The following is a 24,320-nucleotide window of genomic DNA, read 5'->3' on the forward strand; positions in this document are numbered from 1 at the left end:
AAAAGTGGATTCCTTAAGAATCCACTTTTTTAAATACCAAACTTAAAATTTTAATTATTATTTTTTACTAAATTAATGAAAATAAATCATTTAAAGCTTCACTCATAGTTGGATGAGTAAATATATTATCTCTTAAGAAAGTATAGTCTTCATCAGCTTTCATAGCTAAGCTAACTATGTTTATTATTTCAGCTGATTCTGCACATAAAAGTGTGCTGCCTAATATCTTGTTTGTCTTTACATCTACTATAGCTTTCATTATTCCTTCAGTTTCTCCAATAACCTTTGCTCTTGGTATAGTATTAACATCTAATTTAGCAGTTTTTATTTCAAAGCCTTTTTCTAAAGCTTCTTTTTCACTTAATCCAACCCTAGATAAGTTTGGTTCAATAAATACTGAATATGGAATAAATTCTCTATCATCAGTACTTCTCTTTCCTTCTCCAAATAAATTATCTTTTATAATTCTAAAATCATCTAAAGATATATATGTAAATTGAGGACCACCATTAACATCTCCAATAGCCCAGATATTAGGGACATTTGTTTTTAGTCTATTATCAACTGCTACAGCTCCCTTATCTGTTACTTTAACACCTGCAGCCTCTAAATTTAATTCTTCAGTATTTGGTTTTCTACCTATAGCTATTAAAACTGCATCTCCTTTAATTTTGTTTAACTCACCTAAGCTATTTTCATAAGAAACTTCAACTTCTCCATGTATTTCTTCAAAAGATTTAACTTTTGATCCTAATAAGAATTTGATTCCTTTTTTCTCTAGAATTTCTTTTATACTTTTAGAAATATCCTCATCTTCTCTACCAGCAATTCTATCAAAAGCCTCTATTACTGTTACTTTTGAGCCAAAACTTGCATAAATTGATGCAAATTCTAATCCAATATATCCTCCACCTACTATAACTAAATGTTTTGGTAATTCCTTTAATTCCATTATGGTAGTACTGTTATATATTTTACTGCTACTTTTTATTCCTTGTATATTAGGAATTATAGTAGTAGCTCCTGTATTTATGAATATTTTTTCTCCCTCTAGAATTATATCTTCTTTTTCACCATTAATAAGTATTTCTGTATTTGAAATAAATGAAGCTGTTCCGTTAAATACATCTACATTTTCATTATTATTTAGCATATTATAATTTTTATTTCTTAAAGCTTCTATTAAAACATTTTTTTCTTCTATAGCTTTTCTATACTCTCTTGCCTTTTCTTCAAATGTATTTAAACCTTTGTATAAGGACATTTTTGCTTTATGTACTAAGGTTTTTGTAGGAATGCATCCCACATTTATACATGTTCCACCATACATTTTATCTGATTTCTCTATTACAGCAACCTTTTTTCCTAACTTTCCCAAATAATTAGCAAGTGTTTTCCCACCTTTTCCAAATCCTATTACAATGTATTCATACTTATTCATTTCTCTTCCTCCAAACTTTTAATATTAATTTTATATAAATTCATCCTAAAATCACTTTTAAACCTAAAATATAGTATCATCCCTTAAGTTAATTTAATTTTAGCAACTTGTATTAGTTTAAACAATTAGGCACTTTTTAGTTACCACATATTAAATAAATATATAAAAAAATAAGGATAGCTTATCTACCCTTATTAAAATTACTTCATAAATAAAATTCTTTAAATTATATAACAGGTTCAACGTGAACTGTAACTCCTTTAACAAATTTCATGTTTTTTAATATTAGATTCTCTAAATCACTAGCAATCCTATGTCCCTCAAAAACTGAAATGTCTTTATCAACACATATTACTAAATCTACATAAGCCATAGCCCCATATTTTCTTGTTCTAATTTCTCTTAAAGACTTAATTCCTTCAATTTCATCTACTATAGCTTTTATTTCCTTTTCCTTCTCTTCATCAATAGAAATATCCATAAGTTCATTTGCTGAACCTATTAAAATTTCAATTCCTACCTTTGCTATAAAAATGGCAACAACTATTGATGCTATGGAATCTAGTGATTTAAATCCTAAAATAGCTCCACCTATTCCTATAAAAGCTGCAACTGAGGATAAAGCATCTGACCTATGATGCCATGCATCAGCCTTTAATGCTGGTGAATTTGTCTTCTTAGCTACCTTAATAGTAATTCTATACTGATATTCCTTTATAAGAATAGATATAACTGATACAACTAAAGGAAAAGTTGTTGGAATTTGCACTTCATTTAAATGAAAAAGTGAATATGCTCCATTATACCCAATCTTTATAGATAAAATTACTAGTAGGATAGCTAATAAAAAAGATACTAAAGTTTCAGCTTTTTCATGTCCATAATTATGTCCCTTATCCTTTGGTATGCTTGCTATTTTATTTCCAATTAATACTCCTACAGAACTTATAATGTCTGATGCTGAATGTGCACCATCTGCTATCATAGCATTAGACTTTCCTATTATACCTGCTAATATTTTGATTATAGCTAAAACTATATTCCATAATATAGATATAATTGTTACTTTATTAGCTTCACAATATCTTGACTCCATATTTATCCTCCTAATATTATCAATTAATATATTAAAACTTAAATAAAATATATAAAATCAAGGCACATATATAATCTATATTATCAATTGATAATTAATTATTATAAAAATACTCTAGTTATATAATATGTAATTTTATTTTTATATGTTCCTAAAAGAAAAAGCTACACATAAATGTGTAGCTTTTTAATATACTTAGTATCTTTTTCTTTTATACTTTGTTACAAAAACTAGGGAAATTAATAGTGTTAGGATAACCCCTCCAAATATTACATAATATGTTTTATTAAATGTTTCTCTGGCTTCTCCTCTTTCTCCTTGTTTAGGAATATTATTAAACATATTTATATTTTCTTCACTTACTCCTAAATCATTTAATTGTTCCTTTTCCTCTTCGCTTAGGCTTGAATAATCCCTGTTATTAAATATCTTCATAGCCTCTTGTATATTTTCTTGCGTAGGCATATTTCCCATATTAGGCATTTCATTATTGAAATTACCATTAGGATTATTAATATTATTAGGATCTTCTCCCATATTTACTCCATTAAAAGGTCTTCCACCTTCTGGAATAGCTTGTCCATTATTATTTTCTTCATTATTATTCGCTAAATTTTCTTCATTCATCTTATCATTAGGCATTTTTCCACCCATATTTTGTTCACCTAAGGCTTTTAAATTTAATGAAGTTTCAATGTTTCCATATTCCGTTGATGTTTCTTCTCCATTTAACTGAGCTTCTACACTCTTTGTTCTATCCTCTCCAAAAACTAATAACTCCTTAATGGCATTTTTGTATTCATCATAAGTATAGAATGCTGTAGGATCAATCTTTACGTAATCTCCTATTAACTTATCATTATTGGTAACTGTAGTATTGAAAATACCACTTTTAAAATATTCATTTACTATCTTATCTAAATACTCATGATACTTATCTTTATATTCATCATTTTCTAAAAGTTTTCCTATAAGAGGGAAATTTTCTAAATTACCTGTAACAAGAGAATCAATAGGGAAATTTACAGCCCTGCTTCCACTATTTGTGGCAAATCCTCCAAAGGATAAATTTAAGTCCCATGGAAGTATCTCACAAACTCCATTATTTTCGTAAAGATAATAATTATGATACATTCCACCTGAATAACTATCTAAGTTAACTAAGAAAGTGTTTACTGCAAAGTACTTAAGAACTTCATCAACATTTAAATATTTCTCTATATCCTTACCATTTTCTAAACTTTTCATCATTTCAATTACATTTTCAAAATCTTCATCCGTTGTACTCTTAAATACTGCACTATCTCTTAAAGTAGAATAACTGCTAATATTATCATCTATATATTTAAAATCAGCACCTTCATTATTTTTTCCTCCCATCATAGGAGACATTTGTCCCATTCCTGCATTTTCTTTATTCATATTGCCAGCCATATTTTGATTTTCATTAGAAATATTCATAGGTTTATTACCCTCTTTATTATTAGGCATATTAGGTGGATTCATCATTCCTCCTTCTTTTCCTTGATTATTTTTCATATCAGGCATGGCATCTTTATTTCCTTCATCTTTTTTAGCCCCTACTCCCATAGTTTCAGGTTTATATAAATTACCTTCTAATTCACCATAATTTTTTTCAACAAATCTCTCCTCAATTACTTCTAATGCTAAATATAATCCCCACTGTTCTCCATTAATCTTTATGTTTGAATAAGAATACTCTGGAGTAGGAATCCCAAGAAAATTATATATGTCATAAGATATTGCTTCCTTCATATAAGTGGCATCAGATATATTATTATTTAAAGCTAGTTTTCTTATTCCATGATAGGTCTGTCCGTCAACATATTGTCCAAAATCTATTTTTAAACTATATCTATCTGTTGTATCATCATTTGCAACAGAGGATAAACTTGAATTTCCCTTAGGTCTAACCCCAACATTATAAAAAGTTTCTCCATTTATAGTTATATCTGCACTTCTATATTCCTCATCTGTAGCATTTTCAATTAACCATTCCCAATCACTTTCTTTTATCTTTATATCTATATCAGTTACAATATTTTTATTTAAAACCGTATCAATAGTAGAAGATTGTCCACTAGTAATAAGTGCTTCTGTAGAATTAAATGACTTTAAAGCAAATACGGATACAAAAACAAATATGACAGCTAAGGAAATACTTATTAGAGAAATATATTTACTTGCCTTTTCATTTATCACTTAAACTCACCCTCCTTACAAAAATTCAATTTATTTAAAATAGGAGAGAATAAATTTACCCTCTCCTACTTGTATTTATATATATAAACTAAAGCTTAAGCCATGTAATCTCCGTTATAGCTAACTAAAACAGCATTTGAAACTCCCTCTATTTTTGATACTTCATTAATAAAGGATGTAGTTATATTCTTTAACTTAACTTCTATTGTCATTTCAATTCCATTTGAAGGAGAAATAGTTTTTGATTTAACACAATATTTGTTTACATTTTTAGATAGTATGTTAAGTACACTATTTTCACTAATATCATTTTTACAATTAACCACTAATATATATGGATTATCTGTTGTTTTCTTATTAGCAAATAGAACCATTACTATTCCTATAAAAACGGCACCTAAAATAGCTAAAGGAATAAGGCCAGCACCTAAAACTATACCTTCACTTATTGACCAAAATAAGAATGCAATATCCATAGGTTCTTTTATAGCACTTCTAAAACGAACTATAGAAAGTGCACCAACCATACCAAGTGAAAGAACTACGTTAGAAGTAACTCCAATTATAATTAATGTAGTTATTAAAGTAAGTGCCAGTAAAGACATTGCAAAAGTTGATGAATACATAACTCCCTTAAATGTTTTTTTGTAAACCTGCATTATAAATAATCCTACTGCAAAAGAAAGGATCATTGCTATAAACATGTCTAAAAATGAAATAGATGTCATTTTATCAACAAAACTTGATTTAAATATGTCACTAAAATTAACTGCTTGATTGCTCATTTATTTATCCTCCTAATTTAATCCTATATTTTAAACTAATGTATTTTTTACATGTTTTTCTGATTTATCTTAATTTAAACAAACCTTATAAAAAGCTTATCCATATATTCTTGAAGCTGCATACTTAGAAATAGCTGATGCTCTACGCTCATTAGTTTGAATAATATCTTGTATTAATTCTGGTAAAAATTCATCATACTTTACTTCTAACACAACTATATTATTATCTATGGCTTCTATTGTAGGTACTTCACTATCAAATATATTAGTGCTGTATATTCCTGTTCTTATTTTTTTATCAAAGGTTATACGCACATTTCCTAATCTGTATATATAAGCTTCTCTTACATAATCAACTATGCTCTTAGGCTTTAATAAATCCCCCTTAATTTTTGAATAAAATTCAATAAATAAAGGTTTATTACTATATCTTAAAAATTCTATATCTCCCTTAAGAATTTTTTCACATTCCTCTTTACTTATTAACTCACTATCCTTTGAGCATAATCCATTTATCTTAGATTTCTTTTCTAGTTTAATAAAAGAGTGATTATCATTATAAAATCTTATACGAAATTTTTCTCTATAATTTACTCCATTTATCTTTTCCATAAGAACCTTGTCATTTAAATTGTCAAAGTAAAGACTTCGTATTTTATATTCATTATTTTCACTAGCATTTGTATCAATTTTCATAATATGCATTAATCTATTTTTAATTGCTCTATAATCTGAGTAATTTATATAATGCTTAATCTCATGCCTAAACTTTTTCTCCTTCACTAAGTTCACCTCCAATCTCTCATCAAAATCTATTTTAAATAGTTAACCTTAATACTTCCTTAACGCTTATAAAAATATTTTTCTAAAAGCAAAAAAACTTATAAATATAATCAGAAAAGAGCTAATCTAAATAATTGATCAAAAACTAACTTAGCTATCATCTTCATAATATTTATAAGTTTTTATTTTTTAGTTTTAATAAAACTAATATTTTTAAATTTAATTTTCCTAATTATTTTGTTAAGTATTAATTTAATATTTTAGGTATTGTAATTTCAAATCTTGTTCCTATACCATATTTTGAATATAACTTTATATCTGTTCCTAAGGTCTTGCCAATAGATTTTAATAAACTTAATCCAATTCCACTACCCTTAATATTCTTTCCTCTAACATCTGCACTTCTAAAGAATCTATCAAAAATACGTCCTATATCCTCTTCTTTAATTCCTATACCATTATCACAAACTATTATCTTTATATTTTTATTTACTTCCTCAAAAGATAGGCTTATCTTACCACCCTCTTCTGTATATTTAAATGCATTTTCAAGAAGTATTATAAGCATTCTTTTTACCTTACTATAATCCCACTTTACTATTACAGGAGTAAGAGGTCTATTTACAATAAAATTCTTTTCCTGTACTTCTGCTAAATCAACATAAAACTCACTTAAATCTTCTATGAATTCCTCTAGCTCAAAGGATACTATATTTACGCTATTATCTATATCTTCCTTTGATAATAATAATAAATCACTATTTAGCTTTTCAAGATCTCTAACTTCACTCATCATTTTAGAAATATGTTCAAAATGATCTTCTATTTTATCGTCCCAAGAATTTGCTAAAAGCTCTAATTTGCCTTTTATAACAGCTAAAGGTGTTTTCATCTCATGGGATGCATCTTGAACAAAGAATACTTGTTTATCATAAGCTTTCTTTATAGGCTTTATTACCTTTGAAGAAAGAATGTATGATAAAACTAATGCAATTCCTATTAATATTACTAAAGCCATTATTATGGTTTTTATTAATTGGTTTATTGATTGAACTTCAGAATCAATATTCATAAGTAATTGTACTCTTATATCTCTACTTGATATGGTAACTCCCCTAAACTTATAGCCTTTAAAGGTTATTTGTTCTACCTTACTCTTAGATTCTTCTCCTAAATCTGGTAAATTATCTTCATCAAAATAGGGATTAGGATTCATTGATAAAACCCTATCTCCTCTATATAAAATAGCTATAATATTAGGAGGAGTAGGAGGTAAAACATTTTTACCAACTTCAAAAAATTGTCTATCCTGCGGATTAGGAACAAATACTTTTTGAATCTTTTCTTTCTCTTGAAGCAAGCTATTATCAACATTTACAAATACCCTAGATATATATAATGTTGTGGTTATAATTGCAAATATTAAAAGACAGAAAAAAACTATTCCTGCACTAATTAAAGTTACATTTCTCTTTGTTTTAAAGAATATATCTTTTCTCTTCATTTTCTAATCCTCTATGCTCTCATCTATTAAATATCCCATTCCTCTTTTAGTAACTATATATTTATCATATCCAAAGGGACTTAATTGTTTTCTAAGTCTACTCATATAAACTTCTATAATTTCTGTAGATGCATCACTATTATATCCACATATATTATCAAAAAGTTGCTCTTTAAAAAGTACAACTCCCTTATTTATTACTAAATATTCTAATAGATTAAATAATTTCTCATTTAATTCTAACTCTTTATGATTTATAAAAACTTTCTTTGTCTTCATATTTATTTCCATACTCTTAAACTGAAGTATGTTTGAATCTTTTATCTTTCCTAAGCTTTTAAGTATAACATTTACCCTTGCTTTTAATTCTTCCATAAAAAAAGGTTTAGTTAAATAATCATTAGCTCCTAAATTAAAGGCTCTAAGCTTATCTCCAAGCTCTTCTTTTGCAGTTAGAACTATAACTCCTGTATTTAGCCTCTTCTTTGAAATAAAGTTTAATACCTCCATACCTCCAACGCCTGGCAGCATCAAATCTAATATTACTATATCAAAATAATATGTATTTAAATATTCTATGGCATCTAATCCATCATAAACGCATTCTATCTCCACATCATTTTTAAAATACTCAACTATATTTTCACTAATCTCTATATTATCTTCAACAAGTAGTACTTTTATCATAATATTCTCCTTATTTTACATTTTTAAAATTTAATTTTTATGTAAATACATTAAATATTTTAGCATTCCAATTATTTTACCACCACTTCCTTTACACAAGCTTAACGATTTTAAATTAATTAAATATCCTGTTAGTTTAATTTTCACCTTAAAATTTAAAATTAATAAAAAAATGCATAACTAATAGTTACGCACTTTTCTAATCCATATATTTTATATACATATATTATCTTATCTCTAATTTAAAACATTACTTAAAACCAATATATTATTTAAATTTTAATCATCATATAAAACTTTTTCTAAAAATTCTACTAAATATATTGCTCCCTTTTCTTTAGTAAATTCTATTATTCTTTCCTTTTGAGTAGAGTTTAAATTATAATGATTTTTTAAGTGAAGTAAATTTTTCTTAGCTGAACTATTATATAAATATTTTAGATTAATATTATCTCTATCCATCTTTTTAATCATTAGCTCACTATTTATTTCTTTTATTATTGCCTCTATAACACATTCTAAAGAGCAATATGGTTCATCTACTATGAAGTATCCTCCATCATTTACACTAAAACCTTTTTCACAATTAAAACAAAAAGCATCTGCACTTTGATTTTTTTCTTCAACTTGCTTTAATTCATCATTACTTTCCTTATAATTGCATCTTAACTTTAACTCCATCTCTAATCCTCCTTTAAGTCTTACCTAAAGATAAAATTTAAGCAACTATTATTTATATATGCATATAAATGATTAAATATGTTAAGTTAAGTAAAAAGTTAATTTTATTTTTAAAATAAAGGATTTTTTAAGTTGAATATTAAAATTATTATCTTAATTTATTATTGTTCTCTTTAATGCATTTAAATTCTTTTCAAGGTTATAAACCCTGTCTACACACTTAATTAAACAATAATTCTTATAATTATCCTCATGGTCTATTAATTGAATATTTTTACAAAAGCTTCCTATGTAATTAGGATTATAAAAAAATTCTTCCTTAAAACTCCTTAATTTTTCTTCAATCAAACTTATACCCTCATTTATATACTCATAATCTAAGGATCCTTTATTTGAATTACTCAAAACAACGGCATAGTTTATAATTGAAGTTGTAAATTCACTATTTGAAAGCATAAACTTTTTAATTTCTTTATCTTCTTTTTCATCACTAGGATTTGTATGCATTTGTATTCTTCCACTAATTAAATATGAAGAATAAATAATTCTTCTTAATTCCATTTCATCAAAATCTTTTTCTAGTGCTTCTCTTACTTTAGTGATCATAACCTTATCTAACTCAATTAACTTTTTCACCATATTTATAAGTTCAACATGATTTTTATTAGGAAGAATAAATTTATTAGCAAATAATACTACTATAGCAGCGATTCCTGTATATAATAGTCTTAATATAACTGCTTCCCCATCACTCATAGATATGGTAGTTATGGCCAAAGCATAGCAAGTTACGTATATACTCATTGTTGCATAATCTTTAAAAGCATACATAAAAAATGTTGTAACTAAAATTATAACAAAATGCATCTCTTGTCCTTTAAAAACAGAAAATAGTAGGAATGCTACTATAACTCCTAAAATAGTTCCTCTAAATCTAGCGTAAACCCTTGCTTTACTATCTTCATAAAAAGGAAGAGCTAAAATAAAGACTGTCATTGGTAACCAATATCCCTTTGGTAAGGAAAATCTTCTAATTACGAAAAAAGCTAAAGTTACTATAACTGACATTCTTATGGCAAATCTAAGTTTAAATTCATTAAGTTTAAAGTTATATTTACTATAAACTTGAAAATAATCCTTGTTATTTTTAAAGTTTAAAAACTTCCTTAAGTTAAATCTATGATAATTCAAATGTTCTATAGATTCTGATAAATATCTTAAAACTAAACTTGTATAAAAAGTGAGATTTTTATTGTGGAATTTAAATTCTTTTTTAAATCCCTCTAACTTTTCATCACATAATTTATAATCATTAAAATTATTTTCAAGATATTTAAATAACTTATAAAACCTTTTAAATTCCTTTTTATTTTCCTCAATTATTTCCTTTGAACTTTTTAAATCATGTATAATATTATTTATATGTTGAAAAGCAATCATAATTTGGTAGTACTTTCTTCTTCCACCTGAATACACAAATCTATTAAGCTCCCTACAAATATCAAAAAGCTCTATCTGTTCACTTTTAACTTTATCTATATCATCATAATAAAGATTTTTAAATTGAGAATGAATATTTTCAAATCCACTTTTTATTAGTTCTTGAATTTTATTATCTTCTCCTTTAGGTGATACAATCATTAAAGCTAAATAAACTATTATGTATGATACAAAAATTCCTAAAAGCCTATTAGAAATTTGATCAAATTTTACTGGAAACATTTGAAGAAGAACAAAGGCCATTAAGTAAGGAAAATAACTATCTGGATTATACTCATCTGTAAGTAAATAAACCAATATTATTATTCCAAAAAAGTTTATTAATACTTCTAAAAGTCCTCCCATACTTGCAACAGAGGCTAATACCCCTATGGCTAATTGTATAAATAAGGGCTTAAAAATATTATTTTCAATTATTAGATATGTCCTCATTCTTATAAATGTTAAAGTCATATAAGTTGCAATAATTATATTACTTAATCCAAAAAACTTTAAATTTACTAAAAGTAAAACCATAGATAAAATAGTTGGTGGTAATGCCTTTTTTAAAGTTTTTCTTATACTATTTACTTCCAAGGCTTTCTCCTTCTTTCAAACTCTTATTTGCTTATTTTAAATATACTTCTATAAAAATTGTACCACATTTAGTTACAATTTGTTCACATTTTATTTCTTATTCAAATTATATTTCATAAGTAAATTTTAAAGATTGAAAATTAAATAAAAAAATAAGAGGTTTTAATATTCCTATCTAATTTGGATGTTAAAACTCCTCTTTTAAACTTTAATTTAAAACTATATTTTAAGTAAATTTTGATTTTTTATATTTTTTATTCTAATGTCTTTTTGCCGAAATCCTCTAAAAGCCTTATTATAGGACATAGACTTCTCCCTAAATCTGTTAAAGAGTATTCAACATGGGGAGGCACCTCATTAAATTGAGTTCTTATAACAAGTTTATTATCTATAAGATCCTTTAAAACTCTTGTTAGCATAAGACTAGATATTCCATCCACATTCTTCTGTAGCTGATTAAATCTTATGCTTTCATAACTAGAAACTTCCCATAAGACTTTTAATCTCCATTTACCACTTAAAACCTTTAAAGCGTGTTCTATATGCTTTTCATTAATCTTCCTTTTATTATGTTTTTTCATATAACACCGGTCCTAAAATTTATTTTACTGCTTAATGATATCACATAATAATATTTCTTAATAGTCTATTTTGCTTCTTCTTAAATAAAGCATTTATACAAATAACTTCTACTTTTCTAAAGTCTTATTTACTTTAAATCTATTATAAATTATATAATATTAAACTAAATAAACTTAACTTCAATACTTAACTTTTTGTAAGTAACTAAATAAATATTGCGTACTTGTATTAAAAATTCATGATTACTATAATTTTATTTAGATATATAAATTATTAGATAGGTAGGTTGATTTATTATGATGAATGTGGATACTAGTAAATGTATAGGCTGTACTCTTTGTATGCAAGATTGTATAGTTAGTGATATAGAAATGGTAGATGGTAAGGCCCATATAAAAAATGAAAGTTGCATGGAATGTGGACACTGTATTGCTATTTGTCCTAAGGAAGCTGTTTCAGATTCAGATTACGATATGAGTAAAATTCAAGAATATAACAAAGAAAGTTTTGATATAGATTCAGATAGACTTTTAAACTTTATTAAGTTCAGAAGAAGTACAAGACTTTTCCAAAATAAAGATGTTGAAGATGAAAAACTTGAAAAAATAATAGAAGCAGGAAGATTTACTCAAACAGGTAGTAATATGCAAAATGTTTCTTATGTTGTTGTAAAAGATAAGATTCAAGAACTTAGAAAAATAGTCCTAGAAACCTTAAAATCTCTAGGAGAAACCTTATTAAATAAAGAAACTACTCCTGAAAATATAAAAAGATATTGTTATATGTGGATTAAAATGTATAATGATTTCTTAGAAGATCCAAATGGTGAAGATAAACTTTTCTTTAAAGCTCCTGCACTTATAATTGTTAAATCAGAATCTACTGTAAATGCTTCTCTTGCAGCATCTAATATGGAGCTTATGACTAATGCCTTAGGCCTTGGAACATATTTTAGTGGATTTTTACAAAGAGCATCTGAAGTAAACCCTAAAATAAATGAATTCTTAGGCTTAAAAGAGAATGAATCCTTAGTAAACTGTATGGTTATTGGTTATCCTAAAGTTAAATATAAAAGAACTGTACCAAGAAAAGAAGCTAAAATAACTTGGATGTAATTATACAAATAAAGGAATCTATATTAAAGTGTTTAATGTAGATTCCTTTATCTTACTTGTGCTATCCATAATTTTAATAATATAATTACTATATTTCTAATTCAAAAACTAAGTCAAAAGTTTTTACACTTCCATAGGTACTAAAACTAGTAGGTATTGCAGTGATAAATTTAAATCCTCTCTCAGCATATTGATCAATAATTTCTCTATGATTAGCACTATTAAAGAAACCTTCTGCTTGTGCTTCTACATATTCATATCTATACATTTTTCCCCTCCTCATTAAATCAAAATCCCAATTATTCCATCAGTTAATTATACCATTTATTGTTAAACATTTTATAGTTTTTGTTCTAAATTTTATTTTAAAAGAAAAAGAGCGTGTATCAAAATAACTTCATACTTTGATAACGCCCTTCATCTCAAATACAAACTTCTATTCCATTTTTGTTAAAAATACTTTTTACTTTATAAATTAATTATATAATAAATTTTAACCTAATTATTGTGTAACAGTTATATCAACTTCTTCAATGGTAACACTACCAGATGAAGCAATTGCAAATACAGCCTCTAAGGATTTATCTGAAGATTTCTTTATAATCTTAAACTTAGAATCATCCTTTAAATTATCTAAATATTCCTTAACTACTAAAATTAAAGCCATAATATTTCTAGCTTTTTCATCCACAGTAACTGATCTAAATCCTTCATTTTCTTTTAAAGTCTCTGAAACATCTAAAAGATTTTTACTTAACTTATTGTAATCATCAGTTACAAAGGCTGCTATTCCTAGTATTGGAAGATAAGATTTCTTAAACTCAATCTTATTTTCTTTTAAATTTGTTGCTAAGTCTCTTACTTGTGCACATTTTCTATCAACAGGCATATTTATTATTGATAACACATTGCTTAATAATTCTAAATCATTATTTTTTAAAAAACCACAATCTGTTAAAATATCATAACATTCATTGATTTCATCAAAGGTTTCTTCAAGATTTTCTGAAGTCATAGCAATCATTGCTGCTGAACAAAGATCTTCTCTTTTAGTCTCAAATCTATGATTTTTCTTCATATACTTGTAAGCACTCTTTGTATTCATTATTACTTCTTCAACATTAATAAAATTTCTTGAGAAGAATATTTCTTCTGCTGCTAACATTAAATATCTACTTTGTGAAAATTCACTTTTAAGATTAATATAAATATTTTCTATTTCACTTAAAGCTTTGTCCATATCCTCTTCTAAGGATATATTCACAGCTAAGTTCAGCAAATTTCTTCTCCTATATTCTGAAAAGGCTGAAGTATTCTCTTTTATAAGTTTTATTGCTTTTTCTATTCTATCTATGTTAGCAATTTCATTTCTTAATGTTAGGTTTAAGGCACTATATTTTCTATCAATATTTCTCTCAGAAGTCCCTTCAATCTCATCTAAAATCTCACCATTATTAATTAATAAATCTATCCTTTCGCTAATCATAATAATCATCCTTTCTTTTTCAAAAAAATAATTATAAATAAGTGCAAATTAACTACTGTAATACAACTAATATTTAGTATAAATTCATGTATAATATTACAGAAATTAACTTACATAACTTTATTAATAAAATTATACTCTTATTTTTAAAAGGCATTATTTAATAGCCTATTATACCCCTTAAAAAAACGCCATAAAATTTACATAATTATCAAAATAAAACACATTAAAATGACTTTCTTATAAATAAAAGTATTGAATATCTAAATACTTATATATTTAACACTCCACTTCCATACATAACCTATTATTCTATATTTTGTTGTATAATGAAAGTATAAAAAGGGGATTAAAGGGGTGTTGTTTTATGAGAAATTCTACTTATAAACAAAACAAAATTTTTATTTTAGCCTATGTTATATTTGGATTGTTCATGGGTCTATTTTTTGACTTATTGTTATCAACTAACATATACACATTAAGTATTTTAAGTATATTTTTTAGCTTTTTTATACTAGGTATAATCTTTAAGATTATCCTTTCATGCCAAAATAAAAAACATATTTAAAAACTAAATATTAAAATCTTATATTATTTAATATAAGTTAAAAGAGATTTTATGATTAGAGTTAAATCATAAAATCTCTTTTTTAAACTTTTAAAGCTTGTCTATTAAAAAATAACCTAATATCTTAATAAAAGATTATTTAATCTTACAATATTAACTTAAGATAGTTTCATTTCTCCATCTACAAGAATAATTTGTGATTGTTGAACCCTATTAATTCTCTTTATGGATATTTTATTTCTTTCAAGTTCTTTTAATATAGGATATTGTCTTGCTAAAACATTAAATGCATCTATTTCATCTAATCCTAGTACCATAGCAGATTTAAAAGGAATTATTTTGCTATCATTAAAGTTTAAAACTATGTTAAATAACTCTTTAGGAGTTGAAATTATTCTTTTATGCTCTGAAAGCAATCTACTTACTCCTGAAAAATCATTAGCTTGTATAAGCTCATTTAACTTAATTTTTTGTTCATCTGAAAGAGTAACAACGTAGTCTAACATATTTTCACCTTGCTTAATTGGTGTAGGTATTGGATTTAAAAGTTCTCCTTGTTCATCTACTTCATTATTTTCTTCATCTTTTTTATCATCTTCTAATTCTGCTTCTAAATCAACACCATATGCCACAGCTTCGCTTTTATCAAAAGTAACATTTTCTACGTTACCCTCTTCATTTACAGCAACTTCTACAGCACTTTTTTCTTCTACAGCACTCTTTTCTTCTTCATTTTTATTAAAAAAATTCATCTTGAATTCCTCCTAATTCTAATTTTTGTCCATTGAGTAAAATAAAACTTTAACTTATTATATCATTTTTTTTATTATTTTTTCTCTAAAAAATAATAAAAAAGCAAGTAATTTTACTTGCTTTTTCTCTTAAAATTTTTCTTAATTATATATGCCTAAACTTATTATATATGTTTAATTTATTTTTCTTCAAAAAACCAATAAGAATTAAATCCAGAAATTTGTGTCATAGCACCTTTAGGAACTTGTTTTATGGTATTATAAATATTCATAAAATCACCAGATCCCATGGTTAAACTTATAAAACCAAAAGTAAATAAAATTCCTGATATAAAACTCATATCACTAGGTATAAAAATCCATATTATTAGGGGTAAAAACCCAAATACTATGTTCGGGAAAAGACTTAAAAATATGAATCTTTTCTTTGTTATGGATGTAGTAGATGTAACTAGAGCCAACCTTTGCTTAATTGAATACCACATTTCAACCTCTGCATCTTTTGGGAAAAATATAGCATGTAAATACTCATGTGGTAATATACTAAAGGGTATTAAGATAATTCCAAAAATATTTAGTACATCTCTTACTCCAAAAAATCCATTTATTTTTATTCTAAGAAAAATAACTATAAGCAAAAATATTACAACGGGTATTAAAAATCTTCTAGTTTCCTTAGCTAATTCCTCAGCTGATTCTGGCTCTTCAAACCTTACAGCGTTTTCAGGCAATTCACCTATTGGAAGATCTTCTACACCGTTAAACTTCCCTTTCCAAATTAACTTCAAAAATTTAGCCACTAATCTAATAAAATCTTTAAATAATATTGTAATTTAATTAAAATTCACTACAACTTATCCTAGCATGTCTTAAAATACATTAAATATAAAGTATTCTAAATACTTACTTTATAATATTAGTGACATTCACCTCCCCATTTATTTTAAATTATAGATAAAGTTTAAATATAATACCAAATAACAAATAGCTATACTAATGGTTAATAACTTTTTAATTAAATTCTAGGCACATAAATATAAACCTCATATAAAAATACAAGGTTTATGAAATAACTTTCCCCATTACCTTATTATACCATAAAACCTTCATTTTTCATCCTGGTAAATCACACCAATTAAAATTTATTAAAGTTAAGCCATATATTAATATCTAATTAGAAAAAATCATATATATAAATATACAATTTAAAACTCATACTTATTAAGGGTTCTCATTTTAAAATCTCCTTCTATTTTAAGAGAACCCTAATTTTTAATTGATTTATTTTACTTAATATATATAAGTTTATAATTTGAAAGGAGGATTAATTATAAAGTTTATATTTAATTATAAACTTTAAATATTTAATTATGAATATTAAAATTTATGAAATTAAAAGCTTTAAGGATTTAAATCTATTTTGGAATATGTTCCATGATTATATAAACTATATTTTTGAAATAAGTCCCCCCTCTAAAGAAACCTTTGAATATTTTTTATCGAAAGAATATAAAGATTCTGTTTTAGAACTTTCTGAAAGAGATTTTAATCCCCTAAAAATAATATTTTTTAAGGAAAAAGATAAAATATTAGGTTTTGCAACTTACATTATATATATTGATGAAAGTGGAAAATCTATAATATTAGAGTATTGTATAAACAAAGAATTTAGAAATAAAGGCTTAGGTAAGATTGCTTATAGTAAGCTTGAAGAAAAAATGATAAAAGAAGGTGCTAAAACTATAGAACTTACCCCTACTAATAAAAGAAATGAACTTTTTGGGAAAAACAATGGCTTTTCTGACACTAGAATCTTTTTGCAAGATGGTAGAACCTTATTAATAAAAAAACTAAGGTAATAATAATCCTTTTTAAATTTTAAAATTATTTTATGTAAATTGTATAGAAATCTAAAACTATGTCTATAATCCTTAATGAAGATACAAAAATAATATATTTAAAGGTTAAGTTTAAATAGTTTATATTTTTATTAATAGCTAACTTTCAAAATAGTGTTCATTTTATATATCTATGTAAATGACACAACTAAAAACTATAGTTAATTAAATGTGTGGCTATGTTAATGCTCTCCTCTAATTCTTTTTTTGCAAATTAGCTACACATTTATTTTATAAGCCAAATTATGGATTAATCCATTTACATAATTACTTAAAGTTTATAATAGAATAAACTCTTTAAAGAACAATAAACTAAAGAACCTTATATTTAAGTAATCTTATTAATTCAGTATCTAAGAATTGCTTAAAAGAAATTTACTAAAGTATAAACATAATAAACTAAAGACTCCTATAATAATATTACCCTAAAATCTCCTTTAAACTAATCTAAATCTTAATTAAAATAAAAAGCATAAACCTACAAGACTTAGGTCTTGCTTTTTAAAATCACTCTTAATAAGAGAAAGAATTAACTTTCTCTTATTTTTTTACTGTTATACTTTAAACTAAAACTTATTTCCTCCTTTTTGATATAACTTTTTAATATTTTATTATAAATTTTGTCTTAAACAACTTTTAAGATCTTCCTCTGGAGTACTTATTGGTTTAAGATCAAAGTTATCAACTAAATATTGAAGTACATTTGGTGATAAAAAAGCCGGTAATGATGGTCCTAAATATATTCCTCTTATCCCAAGAGCTAACAGTGCCAATAAATCAGCCACAGCTTTTTGTTCATACCATGAAAGTATTATGCTAAGAGGCAATGAATTTACATTGGTATCAAAAGCATCAGCTAAGCTTGTTGCTATTTTAACTGCTGAATACAGATCATTACATTGTCCTATATCTAATAATCTTGGTAACCCCGCAACCTCCCCAAACTCTAATTTATTAAATCTATATTTTCCACAAGCCAAAGTTAAAATTATACAATCCTTAGGTACTAATTTTGCAAAGTCTGTATAATAATTTCTTCCAGGTCTTGCTCCATCACATCCTCCTATTACAAAGAAATGTTTTATATTTCCATCATTAACTGCAGAGACTATTTTTTCTGCATTACTTAAAGTCGCTTTGTGTCCAAAACCAACTAAAATTTCTTTATATTCTTCATCCTCATCATAACCACCAAGTTCAAGAGCCTTGTTTATAATCTCTGAAAAATCTTTATATCCATCTTCATCAGCTTTTATATGTTTTATTCCTTCCCAACCAACTACACTGGTACTATATATTCTATCCTTGTAGCTTTCTCTAGGTTGCATTAAACAATTTGTTGTCATTAAAATACATCCTGGAATGTCATCAAACTCCTTCTGTTGGTTTTGCCATGCAGATCCAAAATTCCCAACTAAATGCTTATATTTTTTTAATCCATCATAACCATGAGCTGGTAACATCTCACCATGTGTATATATATTTATTCCTTTTCCTTCACTTTGCTCTAAAAGCATTTCTAAATCTCTCAAATCATGTCCTGATACTATTATAAAAGGTCCTTTTTTTAAAGTTATATTTACCTTATGAGGAGTCGGATTCTTATATTTACTTGTGTTAGCATCATCTAATAACTTCATTACTGCAATAGCTATATTTCCAGTTTTCATAGTTAATTCTATTAAATCTTCTGAACTTAGTTTATTATTAGTAGTGGCTTCTAAGGCTTTAAAATAAAAATTATCTACTTCCTTATCTATAAAGTTAATAAACCTAGCTTGATGTCCATATGCTGCTATTCCCTTCAATCCATATAAAATTGTTGATCTTAAAGATCTTATATCTTGATCTAAGCTATCATCATACATTATTCCAGCTTTAATAGCATCTTTTAACATCTCATCTTTATTTTCACTTAGATTATATATAGCATGCTCTGGATATTCTCCTTTTGGAGCAATCTTTCTAAGCTTTTCTTTTATCTTTTGAGATTTTTTCAGCAGATTGATATGAACTTGTGGATCAAAGTTTACATTGGTTAAGGTTGTAAATAGCCCATTTTCTACAAACTTCACCACCTCTTGATCAATATTTCCTCCTTTATCAAGTATTTCTTTTGCATAACATGATATTCCCTTCAATTGGTAAATTAATAAATCCTGAAGATTTGCTATTTCTGGAGTCTTACCACATACCCCTCTTTTAGTACACCCCTTTCCTCCAACTGTTTGCTCACATTGATAACAAAACATTAATGAATTTTCCAACTTAATTCCTCCTTTAAATTTTATTTATTATAATTAATATAAAATCAAATTGTTATATTTAAAATTAACTACTTCTATAAAGGTTATTGCTTAATATAATTAAATCTATAAATTATAAATATTATTTTTTATTATGCGAAATAATGTTAAACTTAATTCAAAATTTTAAGCATACTAGCATATTTAAAGTTATTCACCAAAATACAGAAATTACATATAAATAATTATATAGGTTTATACATAAACACCTCCTTACTTTTGTACAGTATGGTTTTCCCTAGAAGGTTTTTTCACTATCTACATCTCCTTTATTTAAATTCCATACAAATTTACTTACACAGCAAATTCACTTTAATAAAATTATGTATAAACTTATATTGCTATTTTAGTAACCTCATTTCAAAACTGATTTTTAAATTAATTTATTTTACTATTATGTGAGAATATATTTCTCACTTTTTTTTATTTTTACTTCAAATAAAATTTATTTAAATAGTTACACTCATAAACTAATATCTTTTATTTTATATCATACCTAAATAACTTAATTTCCTACTTATTTTATTCCTTTAAAATAAAAATCTAAGTTAATACCAGTATTTACTAGGATATCTATTTCTAAAGGAGTTATTTTACTCTAATAGAAATATTTTATAGAAAAACTCAATTGAAAATAATTATCAAATTCCTTATAATAACAATTGAGATTAATTATCATTTGTTTCTTGAATATGTAAAGAGGTGATATAATGTTAAAAGCTATCTTAAAAATAATGAAAAATTCAAATGAATTCTCATCCTCTACTATTGCTAAAGAACTTAATATAAGTGAAACAATGGTTGAGATTTACAAAGAACAATTAGAACAAAAGGGATATATAAAGAAAATATCTTTATCTGGCTGCTCTCAAGACCAATGCTCATCATGTGGATGTGGTTGTGGGAGTTCTAAAAGTTTAAATTCTATTTCAGGCTGGGAAATAACTGAGAAAGGATTACTAATTTTACAAAAATAATTTTAATTAGATAAAATTAAGGTTTTTATAATTAGGAGGGATATGCAAAATGGATACTTTAGAAAAAAAACAAGTAGGTGAAAAACTTATTGTTAAAGGAATTCAAAAAGACAGTATTGTAAAAAGAAGATTATTAGATATGGGAATTACCCCTGGCGTTACTTTAGAAATCACAGGTAAGGCTCCTCTTGGTGATCCTATTGAAGTTATTGTAAGAGGATATAAGTTAACTCTAAGAAAAAACGAGGCTAAAAGCATTTTAGTTTAGTACTTAATATCTTAAAAGGAGGAACTTTTTATGATACCTATGTCTTTGACTAAAGAAGGCAGTTCTATTCAGATAGAAAGAATGCTTATTAATGATTCCCTAGGAAAAAGACTTATGGAAATAGGAATTTCAAAGGGAAATATTATAGATGTAATTAAAAATGATACTACAGGACTAATAATTAGTATAAGTGGATCACGTCTTGCTTTAGATAAAACTTTAGCAAATAAAATCTTTGTTAAAGAAATCTAAGCTATATATTTTCGTTTTTAATTGATAATGAATATTATTATATTTTAAATGGTGTATTGAGATATTTTATGTATTAATAAGAAACATACTTTAATATAATAATTTATTTTTTAATTAATATATAAATGGTTTATCTAAAAGACTAAATAAAAATCTTTTAGAGTTGGTATTGGGTATTTTACTAAATTTAAAACTTTATTAAGGGGGAAAATTAATGTTAACTATTGCATTAGCTGGTAATCCTAACTGTGGTAAGACAAGCCTTTTCAACTTGCTTACTAAATCAAGACAACATATAGGAAACTGGCCCGGTGTTACAGTAGAAAAAAAAGAAGGTACTTTAAAGTTTAAAGGTGAAAGCTACAAGGTAATTGATTTACCAGGAACTTATAGCTTAGGAGCATACTCAGAAGATGAGATTGTTGCTAGAAATTACATATTAAAGGACAAACCTGATGTGGTTATAAACGTTGTGGATGCAACTAATTTAGAAAGAAATCTTTATCTTACTACTCAGCTTATAGAAATGGGAGCAAATGTGGTTATTGCTCTTAATATGATTGACCAAGCTGAGGCTTTAAATATAGAAATTGATACAAATAAACTTTCTAAAAGATTAGGTGTTCCTATTATAAAAACATCAGCTTTAAAAAATAGAGGAATAGAAGAATTAATAGAAACTTCTATCCATTTAAAAAAGAATGAAAAACTTATTAATATAAATTATGGTGAAGATATTGAAGATGAAATAAAAAACCTTTCTTCTTTGCTAGAAACATATAAAAATAAATTGGAGTTTCCTGTTAATTGGACAGCTTTAAAACTTTTAGAAAATGATGAATATATAAAAGATAAAATAAAACAATTAAATGCTCCAAGTATATTTAATAAGCTTGAAGAAAGTAATAAGACCATAGAAAAAAATATAGGCTTTGAAGCAGATATGTCTATTGTTGATAAAAGGTATTCTTTTATATCATCAATTACTGAGGATGTAATAAAGAAACCTAGTGAAAAGCAAGTAACAACTACTGAAAAAATAGATAAAATAGTTACAAACAAATTTTTAGGAATCCCTATTTTCGCACTTATTATGTATTGTTTATATGAATTAACCTTTATTATTGGTGCTGGAATTCAAGAATGGTTTGGAGACCTTATAGCTAAAGCAGGTGTAATTGTATCTGAATGGTTTTCTAATATTGGTGCTCCTGAATTACTAGTAGGCTTTATAGATAAAGGACTATTTGGTGGTGTAGGTGCTGTTCTTTCTTTCTTACCATTAATTATGGTTATGTACTTCTTATTAGGACTTTTAGAGGATAGTGGATATATGGCAAGAGCTGCTTATGTTATGGATAGACTTATGAGGGGTTTAGGATTGCATGGAAAAACCTTTGTATCTATGATAGTTTCAGTTGGATGTAATGTTCCTGGAATAATGTCTACTAGAACCTTAGAAAACAAAAAGGATAGAATGATAGCTATACTTATTAATCCATTTATATCCTGTGGTGCTAGAATGCCTATATATGCTGTATTCGTTGAAGCATTCTTCCCTACTCATCAAGGTTTAGTATTATTTAGTTTATATGTGCTAGGTATTATAGTTGCCTTAATAAGCGGAAAAATATTTAGCAAAACTTTATTTAAAGGTGAATCTTCATATTTTGTAATGGAGCTTCCTTCTTATAGAATGCCATCTATAAAGAATGTATTCCTTTTAATGTGGGAAAAAGCAGGTGCTTTCTTCAAGAAAGCTGGAATGATTATATTCCCAATGATGATAGTTCTTTGGGCTTTATCTGTATTACCACTAGGAGTTGAACCAAATAGTGAACACTCTATTTTAGGTATGATTGGTAGCTTTGTTGCTCCATTATTTGTACTAGCTGGATATGGAACATGGCAAGCTGGTGTATCATTAATAACTGGTATATTAGCTAAAGAGTCAGTAGTTGCAACAATGGGTATGGTTTATGCTGGAGTTGAAGAAGGGGAAGCCTTAATAAATGTAATTCAACAGGTATTTACTCCACTTTCAGCAGTTTCATTCTTAGTTATGACTCTTTTATATACTCCTTGCTTAGCAGCCTTAGGGGCAATAAAAAGGGAAACTAATTCTATGAAATGGACTATATTCTCCGCTGTATATACATTTGTAATTGCCTTAGTTTTATCAACACTTGTATATCAAGTTGGATTATTGCTAGGTTTTCAATAAATTAAATATGCCTTCTAATTATAATTATTTATTTTAGTTATAATTATTATAAGAACCAAGAGATCTCCTTCCAATAGTCTCTTGGTTCTTTCAATTTAAAATATTATATACAAACTTAGAAAATATTCTTTTTTAAACCCCTCTATTTGCTTATATGCTACTAACTTTATATGAAATTAACTAAATAAAAAATTAAAAAGATTAAGAGAATTATTTTTAAATCTCTTAATCTTTTTAATTTATATAAAAATATAAAATTTTACTCATCTACTGGAATTAAAATTGCATTTTGAATACATTTTGCACCTTCAGGTGTTAAATTTTGATCTCTTAAATAATATTTTTTATCATCGACTATTAAATGATAAAAATCTATTACTTTACAGTCCCTATCATTTTTCATTAAGTATCTAACAACAGCTCTCATAAAATCGACTCTACTTAAAAAATGTTCATTAAAAGTTATTTTTATTTTTTCATTGCCTTTGTGTAACATATTACAACACCCCTTTTAATAATCATAAATTCCTTATAAAATGAATCATATTAGTATGTAAAGTCCTAAAAACACATAAATTTTCATTAAAGCTATATCTTATGAAAAGAGAATTAGATA

General features: G+C 25.9%; 22 protein-coding genes. 6 read left to right on the top strand and 16 right to left on the bottom strand.

Going from position 1 to position 24,320, the window contains the following annotated elements; all coding sequences use genetic code 11:
• Window positions 1-67 precede the first annotated feature (67 nt).
• The 10 genes from QP548_RS07135 to QP548_RS07180 form a co-directional block, all read right to left on the bottom strand.
• Window positions 68-1,441: an FAD-dependent oxidoreductase gene (locus QP548_RS07135; RefSeq protein ID WP_061427386.1), complete on the bottom strand. Its 1,374-nt coding sequence runs from the start codon at window positions 1,439-1,441 to the stop codon at window positions 68-70.
• A 226-nt stretch (window positions 1,442-1,667) separates the two neighbouring features.
• The gene (locus tag QP548_RS07140; RefSeq protein WP_061427384.1) at window positions 1,668-2,537 is read right to left on the bottom strand and encodes a cation diffusion facilitator family transporter; all 870 of its coding nucleotides are present in this window, start codon (window positions 2,535-2,537) and stop codon (window positions 1,668-1,670) included.
• A 195-nt stretch (window positions 2,538-2,732) separates the two neighbouring features.
• Window positions 2,733-4,760: a CotH kinase family protein gene (locus tag QP548_RS07145; RefSeq protein ID WP_075837512.1), complete on the bottom strand. Its 2,028-nt coding sequence runs from the start codon at window positions 4,758-4,760 to the stop codon at window positions 2,733-2,735.
• A gap of 95 nt (window positions 4,761-4,855) precedes the next feature.
• Window positions 4,856-5,545, bottom strand: a complete 690-nt coding sequence (locus tag QP548_RS07150; RefSeq protein WP_061427380.1) for a DUF4956 domain-containing protein — start codon at window positions 5,543-5,545, stop codon at window positions 4,856-4,858.
• Between the two features lie 96 nt (window positions 5,546-5,641).
• Window positions 5,642-6,328, bottom strand: coding sequence for a polyphosphate polymerase domain-containing protein (locus QP548_RS07155; RefSeq protein ID WP_061427378.1), 687 nt, complete (start codon window positions 6,326-6,328; stop codon window positions 5,642-5,644).
• 247 nt (window positions 6,329-6,575) lie between these two features.
• Entirely contained in the window at window positions 6,576-7,832 is a 1,257-nt protein-coding gene (locus tag QP548_RS07160) for a sensor histidine kinase (RefSeq protein WP_061427376.1), read from the bottom strand.
• A 3-nt stretch (window positions 7,833-7,835) separates the two neighbouring features.
• A complete protein-coding gene (locus tag QP548_RS07165) occupies window positions 7,836-8,519 on the bottom strand; it encodes a response regulator transcription factor (RefSeq protein ID WP_061427374.1) in 684 nt (227 codons plus the stop codon).
• Between the two features lie 279 nt (window positions 8,520-8,798).
• Window positions 8,799-9,200, bottom strand: a complete 402-nt coding sequence (locus QP548_RS07170; protein ID WP_061427372.1) for a hypothetical protein — start codon at window positions 9,198-9,200, stop codon at window positions 8,799-8,801.
• 153 nt (window positions 9,201-9,353) lie between these two features.
• On the bottom strand, window positions 9,354-11,276 hold the full coding sequence (locus QP548_RS07175) for an FUSC family protein (RefSeq protein ID WP_061427370.1): 1,923 nt from the start codon (window positions 11,274-11,276) through the stop codon (window positions 9,354-9,356).
• A gap of 254 nt (window positions 11,277-11,530) precedes the next feature.
• Entirely contained in the window at window positions 11,531-11,857 is a 327-nt protein-coding gene (locus QP548_RS07180) for a winged helix-turn-helix transcriptional regulator (protein WP_061427369.1), read from the bottom strand.
• A gap of 297 nt (window positions 11,858-12,154) precedes the next feature.
• On the opposite strand from QP548_RS07180, the gene QP548_RS07185 reads away from it, so the two are divergent.
• Window positions 12,155-12,973 carry a nitroreductase family protein gene (locus tag QP548_RS07185; protein ID WP_061427367.1) on the top strand — a complete coding sequence of 273 codons (819 nt, stop codon included), beginning with the start codon at window positions 12,155-12,157 and terminating at the stop codon, window positions 12,971-12,973.
• An 88-nt stretch (window positions 12,974-13,061) separates the two neighbouring features.
• Here QP548_RS07185 and QP548_RS07190 read toward each other — a convergent pair whose 3' ends face one another.
• The 4 genes from QP548_RS07190 to QP548_RS07205 form a co-directional block, all read right to left on the bottom strand.
• Window positions 13,062-13,241 (bottom strand): DUF4177 domain-containing protein, encoded by a 180-nt coding sequence (locus tag QP548_RS07190; protein ID WP_061427365.1) that lies wholly within the window; start codon window positions 13,239-13,241, stop codon window positions 13,062-13,064.
• A 234-nt stretch (window positions 13,242-13,475) separates the two neighbouring features.
• Window positions 13,476-14,459, bottom strand: coding sequence for a DUF4003 family protein (locus tag QP548_RS07195; RefSeq protein ID WP_061427363.1), 984 nt, complete (start codon window positions 14,457-14,459; stop codon window positions 13,476-13,478).
• Window positions 14,460-15,185: 726 nt separating this feature from the next.
• A complete protein-coding gene (locus QP548_RS07200) occupies window positions 15,186-15,779 on the bottom strand; it encodes a hypothetical protein (protein ID WP_061427361.1) in 594 nt (197 codons plus the stop codon).
• A 179-nt stretch (window positions 15,780-15,958) separates the two neighbouring features.
• Complete coding sequence (locus QP548_RS07205; RefSeq protein WP_061427359.1) at window positions 15,959-16,567, bottom strand: DUF3267 domain-containing protein; 609 nt, start codon at window positions 16,565-16,567, stop codon at window positions 15,959-15,961.
• 582 nt (window positions 16,568-17,149) lie between these two features.
• Here QP548_RS07205 and QP548_RS07210 point away from each other — a divergent pair.
• The gene (locus tag QP548_RS07210) at window positions 17,150-17,638 is read left to right on the top strand and encodes a GNAT family N-acetyltransferase (protein ID WP_061427357.1); all 489 of its coding nucleotides are present in this window, start codon (window positions 17,150-17,152) and stop codon (window positions 17,636-17,638) included.
• A 650-nt stretch (window positions 17,639-18,288) separates the two neighbouring features.
• On the opposite strand, the gene hcp is transcribed toward QP548_RS07210, so the two are convergent.
• Entirely contained in the window at window positions 18,289-19,944 is a 1,656-nt protein-coding gene (gene hcp / locus QP548_RS07215) for a hydroxylamine reductase (protein WP_175582440.1), read from the bottom strand.
• A gap of 749 nt (window positions 19,945-20,693) precedes the next feature.
• Here hcp and QP548_RS07220 point away from each other — a divergent pair.
• The 4 genes from QP548_RS07220 (at window position 20,694) to feoB (ending at window position 23,704) form a co-directional block, all read left to right on the top strand.
• Complete coding sequence (locus tag QP548_RS07220; RefSeq protein ID WP_061427355.1) at window positions 20,694-20,960, top strand: FeoC-like transcriptional regulator; 267 nt, start codon at window positions 20,694-20,696, stop codon at window positions 20,958-20,960.
• 49 nt (window positions 20,961-21,009) lie between these two features.
• Window positions 21,010-21,228, top strand: a complete 219-nt coding sequence (locus QP548_RS07225; RefSeq protein ID WP_003463636.1) for a FeoA family protein — start codon at window positions 21,010-21,012, stop codon at window positions 21,226-21,228.
• A 30-nt stretch (window positions 21,229-21,258) separates the two neighbouring features.
• Entirely contained in the window at window positions 21,259-21,480 is a 222-nt protein-coding gene (locus tag QP548_RS07230; protein WP_003456171.1) for a FeoA family protein, read from the top strand.
• 214 nt (window positions 21,481-21,694) lie between these two features.
• Complete coding sequence (gene feoB, locus QP548_RS07235; RefSeq protein ID WP_061427353.1) at window positions 21,695-23,704, top strand: ferrous iron transport protein B; 2,010 nt, start codon at window positions 21,695-21,697, stop codon at window positions 23,702-23,704.
• Window positions 23,705-23,963: 259 nt separating this feature from the next.
• Here the strand turns inward: feoB and QP548_RS07240 are convergent, their stop codons facing one another.
• Complete coding sequence (locus QP548_RS07240) at window positions 23,964-24,200, bottom strand: hypothetical protein (protein ID WP_003451889.1); 237 nt, start codon at window positions 24,198-24,200, stop codon at window positions 23,964-23,966.
• Window positions 24,201-24,320: the final 120 nt, after the last annotated feature.

The organism is Clostridium sp. UMB9555A (genome assembly GCF_030222355.1).
GTDB classification, from domain to species: domain Bacteria; phylum Bacillota; class Clostridia; order Clostridiales; family Clostridiaceae; genus Sarcina; species Sarcina perfringens.